The 17517-nt window shown below is 65.9% G+C and carries 13 protein-coding genes; all 13 read right to left on the bottom strand.

Annotation, left to right across the window (positions count from 1 at the left end; translation table 11 throughout):
• Positions 1-47: 47 nt before the first annotated feature.
• Positions 48-2516, bottom strand: coding sequence for a DNA gyrase subunit A (gene gyrA, locus OXU42_04465; GenBank protein MDE0028645.1), 2469 nt, complete (start codon positions 2514-2516; stop codon positions 48-50).
• Between the two features lie 137 nt (positions 2517-2653).
• Positions 2654-5110: a DNA topoisomerase (ATP-hydrolyzing) subunit B gene (gene gyrB, locus OXU42_04460; GenBank protein MDE0028644.1), complete on the bottom strand. Its 2457-nt coding sequence runs from the start codon at positions 5108-5110 to the stop codon at positions 2654-2656.
• 703 nt (positions 5111-5813) lie between these two features.
• The gene (locus OXU42_04455) at positions 5814-7694 is read right to left on the bottom strand and encodes a sigma 54-interacting transcriptional regulator (protein ID MDE0028643.1); all 1881 of its coding nucleotides are present in this window, start codon (positions 7692-7694) and stop codon (positions 5814-5816) included.
• Positions 7695-7761: 67 nt separating this feature from the next.
• Positions 7762-8949, bottom strand: coding sequence for an MFS transporter (locus OXU42_04450; protein ID MDE0028642.1), 1188 nt, complete (start codon positions 8947-8949; stop codon positions 7762-7764).
• A 113-nt stretch (positions 8950-9062) separates the two neighbouring features.
• On the bottom strand, positions 9063-9506 hold the full coding sequence (gene aroQ / locus OXU42_04445; GenBank protein MDE0028641.1) for a type II 3-dehydroquinate dehydratase: 444 nt from the start codon (positions 9504-9506) through the stop codon (positions 9063-9065).
• Between the two features lie 97 nt (positions 9507-9603).
• The gene (gene aroB / locus OXU42_04440) at positions 9604-10686 is read right to left on the bottom strand and encodes a 3-dehydroquinate synthase (protein ID MDE0028640.1); all 1083 of its coding nucleotides are present in this window, start codon (positions 10684-10686) and stop codon (positions 9604-9606) included.
• Positions 10674-11216, bottom strand: coding sequence for a shikimate kinase (locus OXU42_04435; protein MDE0028639.1), 543 nt, complete (start codon positions 11214-11216; stop codon positions 10674-10676). Before OXU42_04435 ends, aroB begins: the two co-directional genes overlap by 13 nt.
• A 45-nt stretch (positions 11217-11261) precedes the next feature.
• Positions 11262-12458: a chorismate synthase gene (gene aroC, locus OXU42_04430; GenBank protein ID MDE0028638.1), complete on the bottom strand. Its 1197-nt coding sequence runs from the start codon at positions 12456-12458 to the stop codon at positions 11262-11264.
• Positions 12459-12551: 93 nt separating this feature from the next.
• A complete protein-coding gene (locus tag OXU42_04425; GenBank protein ID MDE0028637.1) occupies positions 12552-12962 on the bottom strand; it encodes a F0F1 ATP synthase subunit epsilon in 411 nt (136 codons plus the stop codon).
• Positions 12963-12965: 3 nt separating this feature from the next.
• Entirely contained in the window at positions 12966-14369 is a 1404-nt protein-coding gene (gene atpD / locus OXU42_04420) for a F0F1 ATP synthase subunit beta (GenBank protein MDE0028636.1), read from the bottom strand.
• Between the two features lie 171 nt (positions 14370-14540).
• Positions 14541-15398, bottom strand: a complete 858-nt coding sequence (gene atpG, locus OXU42_04415; protein ID MDE0028635.1) for an ATP synthase F1 subunit gamma — start codon at positions 15396-15398, stop codon at positions 14541-14543.
• Positions 15399-16907, bottom strand: a complete 1509-nt coding sequence (gene atpA / locus OXU42_04410; protein ID MDE0028634.1) for a F0F1 ATP synthase subunit alpha — start codon at positions 16905-16907, stop codon at positions 15399-15401.
• 27 nt (positions 16908-16934) lie between these two features.
• Positions 16935-17471, bottom strand: coding sequence for an ATP synthase F1 subunit delta (gene atpH / locus OXU42_04405; protein MDE0028633.1), 537 nt, complete (start codon positions 17469-17471; stop codon positions 16935-16937).
• Positions 17472-17517 lie beyond the last annotated feature (46 nt).

Here is a 17517-nt window from a genome sequence, read left to right as displayed (position 1 = left end):
TGTGACACAGCCTGTTCCGCGAACTGGCGGGGATGCGGGAATGCCGCCTAACTGTCGTCTTCGGCCAGCCGTGCGAGGGAGACGACGCGCTCGCCGTTGTCGAGGTCGATGAGGCGCACGCCCTGGGTGTTGCGGCCGATGACGCGGATGTCGGCGATGCGCAGCCGGATGATCTTGCCGCCGTCGGTGATGAGCATCAACTGGTCCTCGTCGGTCACCTGCTGCACGCCCACCACGCGGCCGGTGCGCTCGGTGGTCTTCATGGTGATCAGACCGCGGCCGCTGCGCCCCTGGGTCCGGTATTCGTCGGTGCCGGTGCGCTTGCCCATGCCCTTGTCCGAGACCGTGAGGATGGACGCGCCGGGGTGCAGCACCTCCATGCTCACCACCTCGTCCCCCTCCTCCAGCCGGATGCCGATGACCCCCATGGTGTCGCGGCCCGTGGCGCGCACTTGTTCTTCCTTGAAGCGGATGGACTGCCCGTCCATGGTGGAAAGCAGGATGTCCTGGTCGCCGTCGGTAAGCCGGACCTCGATGAGCGAGTCGTCTTCCTCCAGCGCGATGGCGCGGATGCCGGTGGCCCGGGGACTGGAATAGGCCATGAGATCGGTCTTCTTGACCAAGCCGTTCCGGGTGGCGAAGATGATGTAGCGGCCCTCCTCGAACTCCCGTACCGGGAGAAACGCCGACACCTTCTCGTTTTCCTGAAGCTGCAGCAGGTTCACCACCGGCCGGCCCTTGGCGGCGCGGCCGCCCTGCGGCAGCTCGTGCACTTTGATGCGGTACACCTTGCCGATGGTGGTGAAGAACAGGATGTGGGAGTGGGTGGAGGCCACGAACAGGGATTCGACGAAGTCCTCGTCGCGGGTGGTGGTGCCCACCTTGCCCTTGCCGCCCCGGCGCTGCGCCCGGTACAGGGTGATGGGGTTGCGCTTGATGTACCCCTCGTGGGACACGGTGACCACCATGTCCTCCTCCACGATGAGGTCTTCGATGGATATCTCCTCGGCCTTGTCGACGATGGCCGTGCGGCGCGCGTCGCCGTAGGCTTCCTTGATCTCCCGCAACTCGTCCACGATGATGGCGAACACCTTCTGCTCGTCGGCCAGGATCCCGCGCAGCTCGGCGATGGTGGCCTCCACGGCCCGGTGCTCCTCGATGATCTTGTCGCGCTCGAGCCCCGTGAGCCGCTGCAGGCGCATGTCCAGGATGGCCTGGGCCTGGGCTTCCGAGAGTTGCAGACTGGGGTCGGGCGCCGCGGTCCCGGCGAAGGCGCCGGCCATGAGCCCTTCCTTCGCGGTGCGCGGATCCGGCGACTGGCGGATCAGCGTGATGACCGCGTCCAGGTAGTCCAGGGCGATCTTGAGGCCTTCGAGGATGTGCAGCCGTTCCTCGGCTTTCCTGAGGTCGTAGGCGGTGCGCCGGGTGACGGTTTCGCGCCGGTGCTCGAGGAACGCCTCCAGGATCTCCTTCAGGTTCAGCAGCTTGGGGCGGCCGTCGATGATCGCCAGCATGTTGACGCCGAAGGTCTCCTGCAGGCTCGTATGCTTGTACAGGGCGTTGATGACGATCTGCGGCACCGCGTCGCGCTTGGGCTCGACGACGATGCGCATGCCCTCGCGGTCGGATTCGTCCCGCAGGTCGGCGATGCCCTCGACCTTCTTTTCGTTGACCAGGTTGGCCATCTGCTCCAGGAGGCGGGTCTTGTTCACCATGTACGGGATCTCGGAGATGATGATCTGCTCCTTGCCCGTACGTTTGACGGTTTCGGTGGAGACCCGCGCGCGCATCTGCACGCTGCCCCGTCCGGTCTTGTATCCCTGGCTGATGCCCTCGCGCCCGTGAATGAACCCGCCGGTGGGAAAGTCCGGGCCGGGAATGTACTCCATCAACTCGTCGATGGTCAGGCCGGGACGCTCCACCATGGCGATGAGGCCGTCGATGACCTCGCTCAGGTTGTGCGGCGGGATGTTGGTGGCCATGCCCACGGCGATGCCCGCGGCGCCGTTGATGAGCAGGTTGGGCAGCCGCGACGGCAGCACCGACGGTTCCTCCATGGAATCGTCGTAGTTGGGGAGGAAGTCGACGGTCTCCTTTTCGATGTCGGCGAGCAGCTCCTGGGCGATGCGCGCCATGCGGATCTCGGTGTAGCGCATGGCCGCCGGGGGGTCGCCGTCGATGGAGCCGAAGTTTCCCTGCCCGTCCACCAGGCAATAGCGCATGGAGAAGCTCTGTGCGAGGCGGACGATGGTGTCGTACGCGGCGGCGTCGCCGTGCGGATGGTACTTTCCGATGACGTCGCCCACGACACGGGCGGACTTGCGGTAGGGGTGGTTCCAGTGGTTGCCCATGTCGTGCATGGCGAAGAGCACACGCCGATGCACCGGCTTCAGGCCGTCGCGCACGTCCGGCAACGCCCGCCCCACGATGACGCTCATGGCGTAGTCCACATAGGACTGGCGCATCTCGTCCTCGATGTAGACGGGGACCTTCTGTTGTCTTATTCCGGCTTCCATTGTGCAGGGTTGTTCCTTGTCGGCAACGGGCGGGGTCTTCGGCTACGCCGGGCTACGCCCCGCGTACGGGCGGACCATGTCAGCCTGTCCGATGGTCCTGGCCGCGGCGAAGAGAGATCGAAGGAGACCAGGAGACATCAGACATCGAGGTTTCGCACCGTGAGGGCATGATCCTCGATGAACTTCCGGCGGGGCTCCACGTGATCGCCCATGAGCGTGGAGAAGATGTCGTCGGCCTCGACGCCGTCCTCGATCCGGACCTGCAGCAGCACGCGGGACGCCGGATCCATGGTGGTCTCCCAAAGCTGCTCCGGATTCATCTCCCCGAGGCCCTTGTACCTCTGGATGTATTGCCCCTTCTTGCCGCGCTCCATGACGAACTCCAACAGGGCCCTGTGGGAGCGCAGGTCCTTTTGAGCGCGGGCTTCTTCGGTGCGTTCGGTGCGCTCGCCTTCCTCCACGATGAAAGGCGAATCGCCGGAGGCCCGCAACTCGCCGTGGAGCCGCTTGAGCTCGCGGTACTCGGGGCTGGTCAGGAACTCCCGGTCGATGACCGTGCGGATACCGCTGCCGTTGGAGCGGGTGGAGCAGACGAGCTTCCAGCAATCGTGCTCCGGATCGCGCTCCGTGACTTCGGACATCGGCCCGATCTCCGGTGTCACGAGGTTGACATAGGAGGCGAGTTGAACGGCGAGGTCCTTCACTCCCTCCTCGTCCTTGAGCTGTTCCGCGTCGAAGTCGCGCTGCAGCAGCAACGCCTCGACCAGGGCGCGCTCCTTGTGCTTCCTGGCCATGAGCTGCAGCAGCTTGTCCATCCGCACGACCTTCTTGACGAAGGCCTGAAGCGCCGTACCCTTGACCTCCCTGGCGCCGTTTCCGTTGGCTTCCGCCGGCCGGACCCGGAGGTTCTCGGTACCCTTCTCGATCAGGTAGTCCTCCAGGCTGCTCTCGTCCTTCAGGTACCGCTCCTGCTTGCCCCGCTTGACCTTGTACAGCGGCGGCTGGGCGATATACAGGTAGCCCTTCTCCACCAGGTCGGGGATCTGTCGATAGAAGAAGGTCAGCAGCAGCGTCCGGATGTGGGAACCGTCCACGTCCGCATCCGTCATGATGATGACGGTATGGTAGCGCAGCTTCTCCGAGTCGTAGTCGTCCTTGACGCCCGCGCCCAGGGCCGTCAGCAACAGGCGGATCTCCTGGGACGACAGCATCTTGTCGAAGCGCGCCTTCTCGACGTTCAGGATCTTGCCCTTGAGCGGCAGGATCGCCTGGTTGCGCCGGTCGCGCCCCTGCTTGGCCGACCCGCCGGCGGAATCGCCCTCCACCAGGAAGATCTCGCTCAGCGCGGGATCGCGTTCCTGGCAGTCCGCGAGCTTGCCCGGCAGCGAGGCGGAATCCAGCGCCCCCTTGCGGCGCGCCAGCTCCTTGGCCTTGCGTGTGGCCTCGCGCACCCGCGCCGCCTCGATGCCCTTGGAGACGATCTTCTTGGCTTCCCCCGGGTGCTCGGCGAAATAGGTCGCGAGGCGGTCGTTGATCAAGGCCTCCACGATGCCCTTGACGTCGCTGTTTCCCAGGCGGGTCTTGGTCTGGCCTTCGAACTGGGGCTCGGGCACCTTCACGCTGATGACCCCGGTGAGTCCCTCGCGGACATCATCCCCCTGCAGGTTGTCCTCGTCCTTCTTGAGCAGGTTGGAGCCGGTGGCGTAGTGGTTGATGGTGCGCGTGAGCGCGGCCTTGAAGCCAATCAGGTGCGTGCCGCCCTCGGCGGTATTGATGTTGTTGGCGAAGGAGTAGATCGTCTCGGTGTAGCTGTCGTTCCACTGCAGCGCGATCTCGACGTCGGTGCCGTCCTTCTCGCCCTGCAGGTAGATGACTTTCGGGTGAACCGCGGTCTTGACGCGGTTCAGGTGCTCGACGAACGAGACGATGCCGCCTTCGTAGAAGAATTCGTGCTTCTTGTCGCTGCGCTGGTCCTCGATGAGGATGCGCAGGCCCCGGTTGAGGAACGCCAGCTCTCGCAGCCTTTGGGACAGCAGGTCGAAGCTCAGGTCGACGGTCTCGAAAACGGTCGGATCCGGTTTGAAGGTGATGCGCGTGCCCCGCTCGGTGGTGGTGCCCATCTCCTTGAGCGGCGCCAGCGGCTCGCCCCGCTCGTAGGCCTGCTGATACACCTTGCCGTCGCGCTTGATCTCGACCTCGAGGCTCTCGGCCAACGCGTTCACCACCGAGAGTCCCACGCCGTGCAAACCGCCGGAGACCTTGTAGGCGCCCTTTTCGAACTTGCCGCCGGCATGGAGCTTGGTGAGCACCACTTCCGCGGCCGGGCGCTTCTCCGTGGCATGCATGTCCACCGGAATGCCGCGCCCATTGTCCACCACCGTCACGCTGTTGTCGATGTGGATCGTAATGTCGACGCGGTCGCACTCGCCCGCGAGGGACTCGTCGATGGAATTGTCGACGATCTCGTAAACGAGATGGTGGAGACCCCGTTCGGCGGTGTCTCCGATGTACATGCCGGGGCGCTTGCGGACGGCTTCCAGCCCCTCCAGAACCTTGATGTTGTCGGCCTTATAGTCGGACTCGGAGGAAGCCATAGGTTGGTGTGGTTGAGTCGGGTTCGGTGGTTTCGTTTACATTTCGAGGGTTCGGAGACACTATCGAACGAAGCGTTCGGACGAACGCCGAGTTCAGTACCAATAATAGCATTTGCGCGCCGGGAACGCCAACGCACCAGAGCAGCCGGATACGTCCGCGAGGGACGCGGAAGGGGGGCCGGGAGCGGATCAACCGCGGTTGCCGGATCTCCAAAATGGCGGGACCGCCTCGGGGGCCGGGAGCCACGTATCCTCGGGTGTCAATCCGTTGGCGAGGAGCAGATCGTTGACCTTGGCGGGCGTCCAACCCGTGGGCAAACCATAAGACTGGACCGTCCTCATGCGAGAGAACTCTCGCGCGTCGAACTCTTCGATGACCTCAACCTCAAGCCGAACCCTGGAACGTGCATGTCGCATGTCTGACTCCACACGGCGCCGATGGACGAGCCTCCATCGGCCCTGTATGACGGCGTTGTGGAGCAAACCAGGTGCCATAGGGGTCGGGAATGAAAAACTGAATATAAATCAAGTAGTTGAGAGAATCCAAAGGGCATGTTGCGATGGCGGACATGCTGCGTTTTGCAACACCCTAGCCGGGACCAAGACCACCCCATCAGCAAAAAACCATACTTTCCCGATGGGCTGGAGGCAAGAAAGATACATTATCTATTTTGCGACACTGTCGCATCTTGCAACACTCATTCTAGCAGAGCCGGCCATATCTCTTCAGCTTGCGGTGCAGCGTACCCCGGTTGATGCCCAGCAGCCGCGCTGCCCGGGTGACGTTGTTGCCACTGACTTCCAACGCCCGGGCCAATGTGCGTCTCTCCGCCTCCACCAGCGAGAGGATCGGTCCGCGGGCGTTCCGCGAAGCGTCGGCCCGCAAGATTTGCGTGGGGAGGTTGTGGACCTGGAGCACCGGTGTGTCTTCCAGCAGAAGGGCGCGCTCGATGGCGTTCTCCAACTCCCGTCCGTTGCCGGGCCAGTCATACTGGAGCAACAGGGCAATCGCGGCGGTGGAGATGCCGCTCATGCGCTTGCCGGCCGGTTGGGCGTGTTTCTTCAGGAAGTGATCCGCCAGGAGCGGGATGTCTTCGGGGCGTTGGCGGAGCGGCGGGATCACGATCGGGAAGGCCGTGACCCGGTAGTACAGGTCTTCCCGGAAATCGCCCGCCTTCATCGCGGCCTCCAGGTCCCTGTTGGTCGCTGCGATGACCCGGACGTCCACGGGGATCATGACGGCTCCGCCCACCCGCTGGATCTCCCGTTCCTGCAGCACGCGCAACAGCTTGGCCTGAAGGGCCGGCGGCATGTCGCCGATCTCGTCCAGCAGGATCGTTCCGCCGCAAGCGCGCTCGAAGGCGCCGACCCTCTGCCAGCTCGCCCCGGTGAAGGCGCCCTGCTCGTGGCCGAAAAGCTCGCTCTCGATGAGGGTCTCCGGAATGGCCGCGCAGTTGATGGCCAGAAACGGTCCCGCCCGGCGCCAACTGTTGAAGTGCAGTGACTTCGCCACCAGCTCCTTCCCCGTGCCGCTCTCGCCTTCCAGCAGGACGGTGATGTCGCTTTCGACAGCCTGCCGCATCAATGTGTAGACTCGCTGCATCTGCGGACTGGCGCCCACGATGCCGTCGAAGGAGTACGTGGCCTCCAGTTCGCCGCGCAGCCGCAGGACTTCGGCCTTGGCTCGTTCCGTCTCTGCTTCCTTGGACATGTCACGGTAGACGATGACACTGCCGATCACGTCCCCGCCTTCGCGCACGAGCCCCGTGGACCGATAGAAGACACCGTACCCGGACTGCTTCCCGGCGGTCTCGCCCTCCGGTTCGGCGCAGTTCTTCAAGCGAATTCTCCCCTCGCTGTTCCACTGTTCCGGCTGCTCGAAGTTCTCCAGGAGACGCGCGGCCAGGTCGTCGGCCGGAAGGCGCTTCAACTCGGCTTCGGTCACGCCGAACAGCGTCTCGTAGGCCTTGTTGGCAAACAACAGACAACCCGCGAGGTCATACATGGCGATGGCGTCCTCGGTGGCGTCGAGCACCGCTCTCAGTCTCTGTTGGCCGACGGCCGCCTCGCGCCGTTTCTCGGCCAACTGCTGCTCGACGTTCCACTTGCCCACGAGCGCAAGCGTCATCTGCTGAATCTCCTCCCTGGAGAAGGGCTTCCTGATGTACAGCAGCTTGTGAAGCGCTTCGACGTCGCGGAGGATCTCGGGCAGCGGCCTGTCGCTGTAGGCGGTCATGATGACGATCTCCACCTCGGGGTCCGCTTCCCTCAACCGGCGGATGGTTTCGATACCGTCCATCCCGGGCGGCATTCTGACGTCGACATAGGCGACCGCGACGGGACGGCCGGCCTCCTTGCCGGCCCTCACGATCGCGCAAGCTTCCGCTCCGGTGCCCGCGTGGAGAAGCTCGAATTCCGGCAGAAAGACCCGCGGCGTCTTTTCGGAGACGAACGCGGCCGCCAGTTCATCAGCCGGCGACTCCGCCACGGTGGGCATCAGCATCTCCCTGAAGTCGTCGTGGATCTCCTTCTGGTCGTCGACGACCAGGACCCGCCGGTTGCCGTAAGCCGCGAATTCCGTCATTGCCCTACCCGGCTGCATTCTCGTGGACCGCTTGCTGCGCCATTTGGCAACCCCCCGACAAAGGCTGCTACTCGGCTCCGCGGGGCTCCGCGACGAAGACGGCGATGTTCGCCGTTCCCAGGGCCAGCACGCACGCCAGTGCCTGCCATGCGATAACGTAGGAACCGGTGGCATCGACAATATAGCCGAACGTAGGGGTACCCACCACGGTGCCCAGCGCGTTGATGGTGATCATCAGGCCCAGGGCCATCCCCGCCCTGGACTGGCCCGCGATCTCGCTGATGAGGGAATAGGACACGCCCTGATAGCCGATCATGGTGAACCCGCCGAGAAAGGTCAACGGCACCAGGATGAAGGGAGAGACCCCCTTGCCGAGCGCGCTCAACCCCGCGCACAGGAGCACGGAGATGACGCCGATGAGCACCAGCACGACCTTGCGTCTGCCGCCGTAGACGCGGTCGCTCACCGTGCCCCAGCCCACGCGGCCGAGCACCGCTCCGCCCTGGGTGATGGACAGCCACTGGCTTGCGTGCACCGTGGAGAAGGCGAGCCGCTCCTTGAGGAACAGGGGCAGGTAGGTCAGCAGCGACATTTGTCCGATGAGCAGCAGGGCGGTGCCGCAGCTTACGGCCAGCAGGCTTCGGAGGGGCAGCGGCGGGTTCGCGGCCGCGCCGGTCCGGACGCCGGCCGTCCCGTCCATGCCGTCGGGCTCGCGCCAGAGGAACCAGAACGCCACGCCGAAGACCACGTTGATGATCCCCATCCCGGCCAAGGCCGCGCGCCAGCCGAAAGCCGCGGCCAGGGGCGCGCCCACCAGCGCCGTGAGCACCCCGCCCGCGGGCACGCCGGTCTGCTTGATGCCCATGGCCGTGGCGCGCTGGCGCTGGAACCACATCAGCACTCCCTTGGTGGAGGCGGGGTTGAGGAAGCTGTAGCCCAGCCCGGTCAGCAGAAAGCAGGTGAAGGCCCAGCCGAACGACTCGGCCGAGGAGGCGAACAGGACCGCGGTCCCCGCGAACACGTGGCCGATGAAGGACGCCCGGCGCACGCCGAGACGGTCGCTCAACCAGCCGGCGGGGAAGGAAAAGCCCGCCATGCCGATGTAAAAGGCCGTGAAGAAGAGGCCCACCTGGGCGCGGGTCAGACCCAGTTCCTCCTGGTAGAACGGAGCGAACGTGTTGATGCCGTACTGCGCCGACGCCCCGATGACGTGGGTGACCGTGACCAGGGTGAGGATGAACAGGGGAAAAGTCATCGGGTTCCGCCCTTCGACTTCGCTCCGCTGGCGCTCCGCTACGCTCAGGACGAACGGTGAGAGGTTTCACCTTCCGTTCGTCCTGAGCGTAGCGGAGCGAAGTCGAAGGACCTCTACGTCAGGATCCCGGCCGCGGCGCGCAGCGCCAGGAGGTAGCTCCCGGCCCCGAAGCCGGCGATCTGCCCCACCGCCACGTCGGCGATCAGCGACGTGTGCCGGAACGGTTCGCGCTTGTAGATGTTGGACAGGTGCACCTCGATCACCGGCAACCCGCACGCGGCCAGGGCGTCGCGCAGGGCGATGCTCGTATGCGTGTACGCGCCGGCGTTGATGATCACGGCGCCGAAGCCTCCCGCGCCGGCCTGCTGGACCCAGGTGACCAGTTCGCCTTCGTGGTTGGACTGGCGCGCCTCGACGGCGACGCCCAACTCGGCGGCCAGGGAGTCCACGCGGGAGTCGATGTCCGCGAGGGTGTCGCGGCCGTAGATCTCCGGCTCGCGCGACCCGAGCAGGTTTAGGTTGGGTCCGTGGAGGACCAGGATCTTGGTTTCAGGCATGATCGTGAACTCCCGAGGCCGGTGCCGGTAAGGGAGAATTCCCCGTGCGTTCCAATGTCCCGGGTCACCGGCCGATGAACGGACGCCCGAGCGAGGATCAGAGGCCGGACGCCAGCTCCCGGACGATCTCTTCCGGGGAGAACCATTGGAAACGCGTGCCGCCGATTCCTTCGCACAAGACGAACTTGATCTTGCCGGCATGCGATTTCTTGTCCAACGCCATGCCCGCGATGAGGTCCTCCAGGGCGATGTCGTCCGGGATCCGCCAGGGCAGGTCCGCCCTGCGCACCAGCGCCTCGATGCGCCGCAGCTCGGCGGCGCTGCACAGGCCCTGTCCCGCGGACAGCGCCGCCGCCTGGATCATGCCGACGGCCACGGCCTCGCCGTGAAGGAAGCGCTCGTAGCCGGTAAAGGCCTCCAGCGCGTGGCCGATGGTGTGGCCGAAGTTCAGGATGGCGCGGCGGTCGGTCTCGCGCTCGTCCTGCTCCACCACCCCGGCCTTGATGCGGCACGACGTCGCCACCGCGTGCTCCACGGCGTTCGCGTCGATCCGCAGCAGGGCGTCCATCTCCTGCTCCAGGAAAACGAAGAACGCCGCGTCCTCGATGATGCCGTACTTGATGACTTCGGCCATGCCCGCGGCGTACTCGCGCCGCGGCAGCGTGCGCAGAGTGTCCAGGTCGATGACCACAAGGCGCGGCTGGTGAAAGGCGCCGATGAGGTTCTTGCCCTGCTCGTGGTTGACCGCGGTCTTGCCGCCCACGCTGGCGTCCACCTGCGCCAGCAGCGTCGTGGGGATCTGGACGTAGCCGATGCCGCGCAGGAACGTGGCCGCGGCGAAGCCGGTGACGTCGCCGATGACCCCGCCGCCCAGGGCGATGAGCGTGGCGCTCCGGTCGAAGCGGTGCTCCACCAGCGCGTCGTAGATCAACCCCAGGGACGCCGTGTTCTTGTACGCCTCGCCCTCCGGGATCAGCACCAGCGCGGTCTCGTAGCCCGCGTCGCGGAGAGACTCCCGCACCTCCCCGGCGTAGAGGTCCGCCACCGCGGGATTCGACACGACGCCGACGCGGCCGCCTATCCCTTGGGCCTTCATCAACTCGCCCACACGGGACAGGAGCCCCTCTCCCAGTTCGATGGGGTACGAACGCTGTCCCAGATCGACGGTTACGGTCTGCATAGCTGCTGTTGGATGCGTTGCACCACTTGGTCCACGGTCAGCCCGTCCGTGTCTACGGCGACATGGGCCTCGGCATAGATGCCTTCCCGCTGCGCCGACAACTCCTTGATCCGCTTGAGCCGGTCCGGACCCTGGAGCAACGGGCGGTCCTCGGTCCGTCCGACCCTGCCCAAAACCGTTCGGGGCGACACCCTGAGCCAGATCAGCAGGCTGCGCTGCTTGAGCAGCGTCAGGTTGTTCGGATCCACCACTGCGCCGCCGCCCAGGGCGATGACCTGCCCGGACCCTTCCAAAACCGATGACAGGGCCTCCTTTTCGAGTTCTCGAAAATAGTGCTCTCCGCCCAACACCTCTTCAGTCAATAGACCACGGATCACGGCATCCGTTTCGCGTCCGCCAGAATATCGACCGCTGAAGATATCCCGCACGGCGCGCCCTTCCTTGGCTTCGATGACGGCGTCCAGGTCCAGGAACGACCAGCCGAGGGACCGCGCCAGCCTCCGGCCCACCACGGTCTTGCCGGCGGCCATGAAACCGGTCAGAGCGATGTTCGCGTAATCCGTAATGACGCGGCCTCAGAGGCTCTTGATCTGATCCAGGTAGCCGTCGTAGTTGCGGGTGATTTCCGCCAGCGAGTCGCCGCCGAACTTCTCCAGGAACGCCCGCGCCAGCTCGAAGGACACGATGGCCTCGCCGATGACGGCCGCGGCCGGCGCCGAGCAGACGTCGGAGCGCTCCACCGAGGCGTCCTCGGGCTGCTTGGTGTCGAGGTTCACCGACTGGAGCGGGCTCATGAGGGTCGAGATCGGCTTCATCGCCACCCGCACCACCAACGGCGCGCCCGTGGTCATGCCGCCTTCCAGCCCGCCCGAGTTGTTGCTGCCACGGTAGAAGTCCGTAGGCTGCATTCGCGGCCTGGTGTCGGAGATCATGTGCTGGGGGTCGAAGAATATCTCGTCGTGCACCTCGGACCCGCGTCGCATGGCCATGTCGAAGCCGCGGCCGATCTCCACTCCCTTCATGGCCTGGATGCTCATGAGGCTCTGAGCCAGGCGGCCGTCGAGCTTCCGGTCATAGTGGACATGGCTTCCCAGGCCCGGCGGGACGCCGGTGGCCACCACCTCGAAGACGCCGCCCAAGGTGTTCCCTTCCTTCTTGCACTCGTCGATGAGGGCGATGGCCTTCTTCTCGGCTTCCGGGTCCGCCATGCGCACCGGGGAATTCTCCGCCAGCTCGTAGATCTCGTCGTAGCTCTTCCCGTCCACGTCCGCCTCGATGCCGCCCAGGGAGCGCAGGTAGCCCCTCACCTGGACCGAGAACGGCTCGATGAGCTGCTTGCAGAAGGACCCCACCGCGACCCGTGAGACGGTCTCGCGGGCGCTGGCGCGCTCGAGGATGTTGCGGATGTCCGAGTGGCCGTACTTGAGGACGCCGGTGAGGTCCGCGTGCCCCGGACGCGGCTTCTTGACCGGGATCGCCTGACCCTCGTCCTCCGCGTACGGAGACATCTTCTTTGTCCAGTTCTTCCAGTCGCGGTTGTCGATGCCGAAGGTGACCGGCGAGCCGATGGTCTTCCCCCACCGCAACCCGGACCGTACCTGCACCTCATCCTTCTCGATGAGCATCCGGCCGCCGCGGCCGTAACCCTGCTGGCGCCGCCAGAGATCGTGATTGACCTTCTCGATGTCGATGTCGAATCCCGCCGGCACCCCCTCGATGATGGTGGTGAGGCACGGCCCGTGGGACTCGCCTGCAGTGAAATAACGCAACATGTCCAATACCTTAACCCAAATGCGCGGCCCCGGCCAGCGCACACGAAACGCGTTGGAATGACGAAGCCGGTTCTTGGCGGATGTTTGGAGGGTTCAGCGCCGTGCGGCGGTTTCGAGGCGCACCAGGGCGCGTTGCAGCGCGGCTCGGGCCGCAACGAGCACTTCTTCGTCGGTGGGGTCGGTCTCTTCGAGGGCGCGCTCGGCGCGGGCGCGGGCGTTCTCGGCGCGGGCGGTGTCGATTTCCTCGGGGAACTCGGCCGCGTCGGCCAGCACGGTGACGACGTTGTCGAGCACCTCGGCGTAGCCGCCGGCCAGGGTGACCACCGAGTTGGAGCCGCCCTGCTTGTAGCTGAGCTGGCCGACGTCCAGGGTGGTCATGAGCGCGGCGTGGTCGGGCAGGATGCCGAGCTGGCCCAAGGGACCGGGCGCGGTCAACTCGTCCACCTGCTCTTCCAGCACCAGGCGGACGGGCGTGACGACTCTAAGTGAGATTTCACCGGCCATGATCTACTCGGCCGCGAGCCTGCGCCCCTTCTCCATGGCGCTTTCCATGGTGCCCACCATGTAGAAGGCCTGCTCGGGCAGGTCGTCGTGCTCGCCCGCGACGATGGCCTTGAACCCCTCGATGGTGTCCTTGAGCTCGACGTACACGCCCGGGGCGCCGGTGAACACTTCGGCCACGTGGAAGGGCTGCGAGAGGAAGCGCTGCACCTTGCGTGCCCGGGCGACCGTGAGCCTGTCCTCCTCGGACAGCTCGTCCATTCCCAGGATGGCGATGATGTCCTGCAGGTCCTTGTAGCGCTGGAGGATGGCCTGCACCTGCCGCGCCACCTCGTAGTGCTCGTCGCCCACCACCCGAGGGTCGAGGATGCGCGAGGTGGAGTCCAGCGGATCCACCGCCGGGTAGATGCCCAGCTCGGCGATCTGCCGCGACAGGACGGTGGTGGCGTCCAGGTGGGAGAAGGTGGTGGCCGGCGCCGGGTCGGTGAGGTCATCGGCGGGCACGTAGATGGCCTGCACCGACGTGATCGAGCCCTTGCGCGTGGAGGTGATGCGTTCCTGCAGCTCGCCCAGGTCGGTGGACAGCGTCGGCTGGTAGCCCACGGCGGAAGGCATGCGCCCGAGCAGCGTGGAGACCTCCGAGTTGGCCTGGGTGAAACGGAAGATGTTGTCGATGAAGAGCAGGACGTCCCGGCCTTCCTCGTCCCGGAAGTACTCGGCCATGGTCAGGGCCGTCAGCGCCACGCGCGCGCGGGCGCCGGGCGGCTCGTTCATCTGGCCGTACACCAGCGTGGTCTTGTCGATGACGCCGGACTCCGTCATCTCCAGCCAGAGGTCGTTGCCCTCACGCGTCCGCTCGCCCACGCCACCGAACACGGAGTAGCCGCCGTGCTTCATGGCGAGGTTGTTGATGAGCTCCATGAGGATGACGGTCTTGCCGACGCCGGCGCCGCCGAACAGGCCGACCTTGCCGCCGCGGGCGTAGGGCGCCAGCAGGTCCACCACCTTGATGCCGGTCTCGAACGCCTGGACCTGGGTCTCCTGGTCCTCGAAGGGCGGCGCGTCCCGATGGATGGGAAAATGCTGTTCCGCCCCCACCGGCGGGCCTTCGTCCACGGGCTCGCCGACGACGTTGAGGATGCGTCCCAGGGTCTTTTCGCCCACGGGCACGCTGATGCCGGCCCCGGTATCCAGGGCGTCCATGCCGCGCACGAGCCCCTCGGTGGAGTCCATGGCGATGCAGCGAACCGTGTTCTCGCCCAGGTGCTGGGCCACTTCCAGGACCAGGTTCCCCTCGCGTTCGTCGATGGCCGGGTTGCTGAGCTTGATGGCGTTGAAGATCGGCGGCAGTTGGCCGTCGGAGAACTCCACGTCGACGACCGCGCCCAGAACCTGCGTGATCTTGCCCATTCTCGTGGCCTGCGCCTGCGCCGGGGTCTCGGTTTTCATCGTTTCCTGTGCCTTGCGGCTACGCTTGCGCGGAGCCCGTCCCTTCGCGACAGCCATGGCTGCCTCCCGTTCTTGGTTGCCGGCTCGGTCCAAGGTGGACCTTGCGCCGTTCCCCTAGTGTCCTGTCGTCCTTCAGCCCAGTGCCTCCGCCGTGGACACCACTTCCAGCAGCTCCTTGGTGATGGCCGCCTGGCGCGCCCGGTTCATCTGGAGCGTCAGGTGGCTGATCAGGTCGGAAGCGTTGCTGGTGGCGGACTCCATGGCGGTCATGCGGGCGCCGTGCTCGCCCGCGACCGCTTCGAGCAAGGCCTGGTAGATCTGCACCTCCACGCTCTTGGGCAGCAGGGTGGAGAGCAGGTCGCCGATGCTAGGCTCGAGCAGGTACTCGGTCAGTTGCTGGTCCTCGTCCACCTTGGCGGGCGCCACGGGAATCAGCCGGGCCGCCGTCGGCACCTGCGAGAGCGCCGAGCGAAACCGGCTGTAGAGGATGTAGGCGCCGTCCGACTCGCCGCGCAGGTAACGGCCGATGAAGCGGTTGGCGGCCGCCGCCGCGATCTCCTCCGGCGGCGCGTTCCACGTGACCGGAGAGTCGTCCATGGCGCTCCTGCCGCGGCGGCGGTAGAAGTCCGCGCCCTTGCGCCCGACGAACCGGTAGGACACGTCCTGCTCCGGATGATCCCCGAGAAAGTTCTCGGACAGGCGGAACAGGTTGCTGTTGTAACCGCCGCACAGGCCGCGATCGGTGGTGACGAAGAGCACGTCGATGCGCTTCTCCTCGCGCGCCACGAGCAGCGGATGACTGTCCTCGGACACCCGCGCGGACAGGTTCGCCAGCAGTTCCCTCATCTTCTCGGCGTACGGCCGCGACTCCACCGCGGCGTCGTGCGCCCGGCGCAGCTTCGCCGCCGCCACCATCTTCATCGCCTTGGTGATCTGCTGCGTGTTGCGCACCGAGGCGATGCGCTTTCTTATGTCCTTGAGGGAGGGCACTTACGCTTCGAACCGTTGGTTGAATTCCTGCAACGCCTTCTCGACCGTTCCCTTGACGTCGTCGTCGATCTGGCCCTTCTCGACGATGGACGGCAGCAGGTCCGGGTGCTGCGACTCCACGAACTCGAACAACTCGCTCTGGTACCGTTGCAGGTTGTCGGGATCGACTTGGTCGACAAAGCCGTTGGTGCCGGCATAGATGATGAGCACCTGCCGCTCCACCGGCATGGGCTCGTACTGGCCCTGCTTGAGGATCTCCACGAGCCGGCTGCCGCGGGCGATCTGCCGCTGGGTGGCGGCGTCGAGGTCCGAGCCGAACTGCGCGAACGCGGCCATCTCGCGGTACTGGGCCAAGTCCAGGCGAAGGCCGCCGGCGACCTGCTTCATGGCGCGGATCTGCGCGTTGCCGCCGACACGGGAAACCGAGAGGCCGACGTTGATGGCCGGGCGGACGCCCGAGTAGAAGAGGTCGGTCTCGAGATAGATCTGGCCGTCGGTGATGGAAATGACGTTGGTGGGGACGTAAGCGGACACGTCGCCCGCCTGGGTCTCGATGATCGGCAGGGCCGTAAGCGAGCCCCCACCCTGTTCGTCGCTCAACTTGGCCGCGCGCTCCAGCAGCCGGGAGTGCAGGTAGAAGACGTCACCCGGGAAGGCCTCCCGGCCCGGCGGCCGGCGCAAGAGCAGGGAGAGCTGCCGGTAGGCCACCGCGTGCTTGGAGAGGTCGTCGTAGATGGCCAGCGCGTGCTGGCCGTTGTCGCGGAAGTACTCGCCCATGGTACAGCCGCTGTAGGGCGCGATGTACTGCAGCGGCGCGGACTCCGATGCCGTGGCCGCCACCACGATGGTGTAGTCCATGGCGCCCGCGCGCCGCAGCTCGTCCACCACCTGCGCGACGGTGGAACGCTTCTGGCCGATGGCCACGTAGATGCAGGTGACGTCGCCGCCCTTCTGGTTGATGATGGTGTCGATGCACACCGCGGTCTTGCCGGTCTGGCGGTCGCCGATGATCAGCTCCCGCTGGCCGCGGCCGATGGGGATCATCGAATCGATGGCCTTGAGGCCCGTCTGCAGCGGCTGCATGACCGGCTGGCGCGCGACGATGCCCGGCGCCTTGAGCTCGACCCGGCGCCGTTGGTCGGTCTCGATGGGTCCCCGGCCGTCGAGAGGCTCGCCGAGGGGAGACACCACCCGGCCGCGCAGGGCGGCGCCCACGGGCACCTCGACGATGCGGCCCGTGCGGCTGACCCGGTCGCCTTCCTTGATCAGGTGCGACTCGCCGAAGAGCGCGGCGCCGACGTTGTCCTCCTCGAGGTTCAACGCCATGCCGTACACGTCGTTGGGGAACTCCAGCAACTCGCCCGCCGCGGCGTTGTCCAGACCGTAGATGCGCGCGATGCCGTCGCCGGTGGAAAGCACCGTGCCGACTTCCTCGACCTTGACGGCCTTGTCGTAGTCTTCGATCTGCTTCTTGATGATACTGGTTATCTCGGCGGTGCCGATCTCCATGGCTGGCTCCCTTGGACTGTTGCGTGCCTAGTAAGTCCTCTCGATGCTCTGCCTGAGGCTGTGAAGTTGCGCGCGCACGCTGCCGTCATAGACCTTGCCGCCTACCTCGACGATGATGCCGCCGAGTATGGACGGATCCAGTTCCTCGGTGAGGACGGCGGTCTTGCCGGTCATGCGGCTCACCACGGACGCGAGGCTCTCGCGCTGCTCGTCGGCCAGGGGCTGGGAGACGAGGACCTTGGCGTTGACGCGTCCGCGCGCGTCGTCCAGCAGGCCGTGGTAGTGGCGCGCGATGGACGGAAGCCCATCCAGACGCTCCCGCGTCAACAACAGCGAGACGAAGTGGGTGGTCAACTCGGACAGTCCCATCCGTCCCGCCAGCTCGGCCACGATATCCTTGCGGCGCTCCACGTTGAAGGCGGGGTTGCCCAACACGTGCCTGAGGTCGGGTTGCTCGTACGCTTCGAGAAACCCGTCGATTTCCGCCGCGACGGCTTCCTCGCGGCCGGCGGCGAGCTCGAAGATCGCCCTGGCATAGCGGCGGCTGATCTTTCCTTCGGTCATCGGTTATAGACCCTGGCGTCCTCTCGATTGCCCGCGGCGCAACGTC

It is taken from the genome of Deltaproteobacteria bacterium, from assembly GCA_028818775.1.
Lineage (GTDB): Bacteria > Desulfobacterota > Binatia > UBA9968 > JAJDTQ01 > JAJDTQ01.
The sequence above is the reverse complement of the archived record's forward strand: the minus strand, read 5'-3'. Positions and strand labels throughout refer to the sequence as shown.

What these genes read in the sequence shown, in the direction of transcription:
- OXU42_04425 (MDE0028637.1), bottom strand. Translation starts at nt 12,962, where the DNA reads ATGGCCGGTGAAATCTCACTTAGAGTCGTCACGCCCGTCCGCCTGGTG.
- atpH (MDE0028633.1), bottom strand. Translation starts at nt 17,471, where the DNA reads ATGACCGAAGGAAAGATCAGCCGCCGCTATGCCAGGGCGATCTTCGAG.
- aroQ (MDE0028641.1), bottom strand. Translation starts at nt 9,506, where the DNA reads ATGCCTGAAACCAAGATCCTGGTCCTCCACGGACCCAACCTAAACCTG.
- aroB (MDE0028640.1), bottom strand. Translation starts at nt 10,686, where the DNA reads ATGCAGACCGTAACCGTCGATCTGGGACAGCGTTCGTACCCCATCGAA.
- OXU42_04455 (MDE0028643.1), bottom strand. Translation starts at nt 7,694, where the DNA reads ATGACGGAATTCGCGGCTTACGGCAACCGGCGGGTCCTGGTCGTCGAC.
- OXU42_04435 (MDE0028639.1), bottom strand. Translation starts at nt 11,216, where the DNA reads ATGGCCGCCGGCAAGACCGTGGTGGGCCGGAGGCTGGCGCGGTCCCTC.
- atpA (MDE0028634.1), bottom strand. Translation starts at nt 16,907, where the DNA reads ATGGAGATCGGCACCGCCGAGATAACCAGTATCATCAAGAAGCAGATC.
- gyrA (MDE0028645.1), bottom strand. Translation starts at nt 2,516, where the DNA reads ATGGAAGCCGGAATAAGACAACAGAAGGTCCCCGTCTACATCGAGGAC.
- gyrB (MDE0028644.1), bottom strand. Translation starts at nt 5,110, where the DNA reads ATGGCTTCCTCCGAGTCCGACTATAAGGCCGACAACATCAAGGTTCTG.
- OXU42_04450 (MDE0028642.1), bottom strand. Translation starts at nt 8,949, where the DNA reads ATGACTTTTCCCCTGTTCATCCTCACCCTGGTCACGGTCACCCACGTC.
- aroC (MDE0028638.1), bottom strand. Translation starts at nt 12,458, where the DNA reads ATGTTGCGTTATTTCACTGCAGGCGAGTCCCACGGGCCGTGCCTCACC.
- atpD (MDE0028636.1), bottom strand. Translation starts at nt 14,369, where the DNA reads ATGGGCAAGATCACGCAGGTTCTGGGCGCGGTCGTCGACGTGGAGTTC.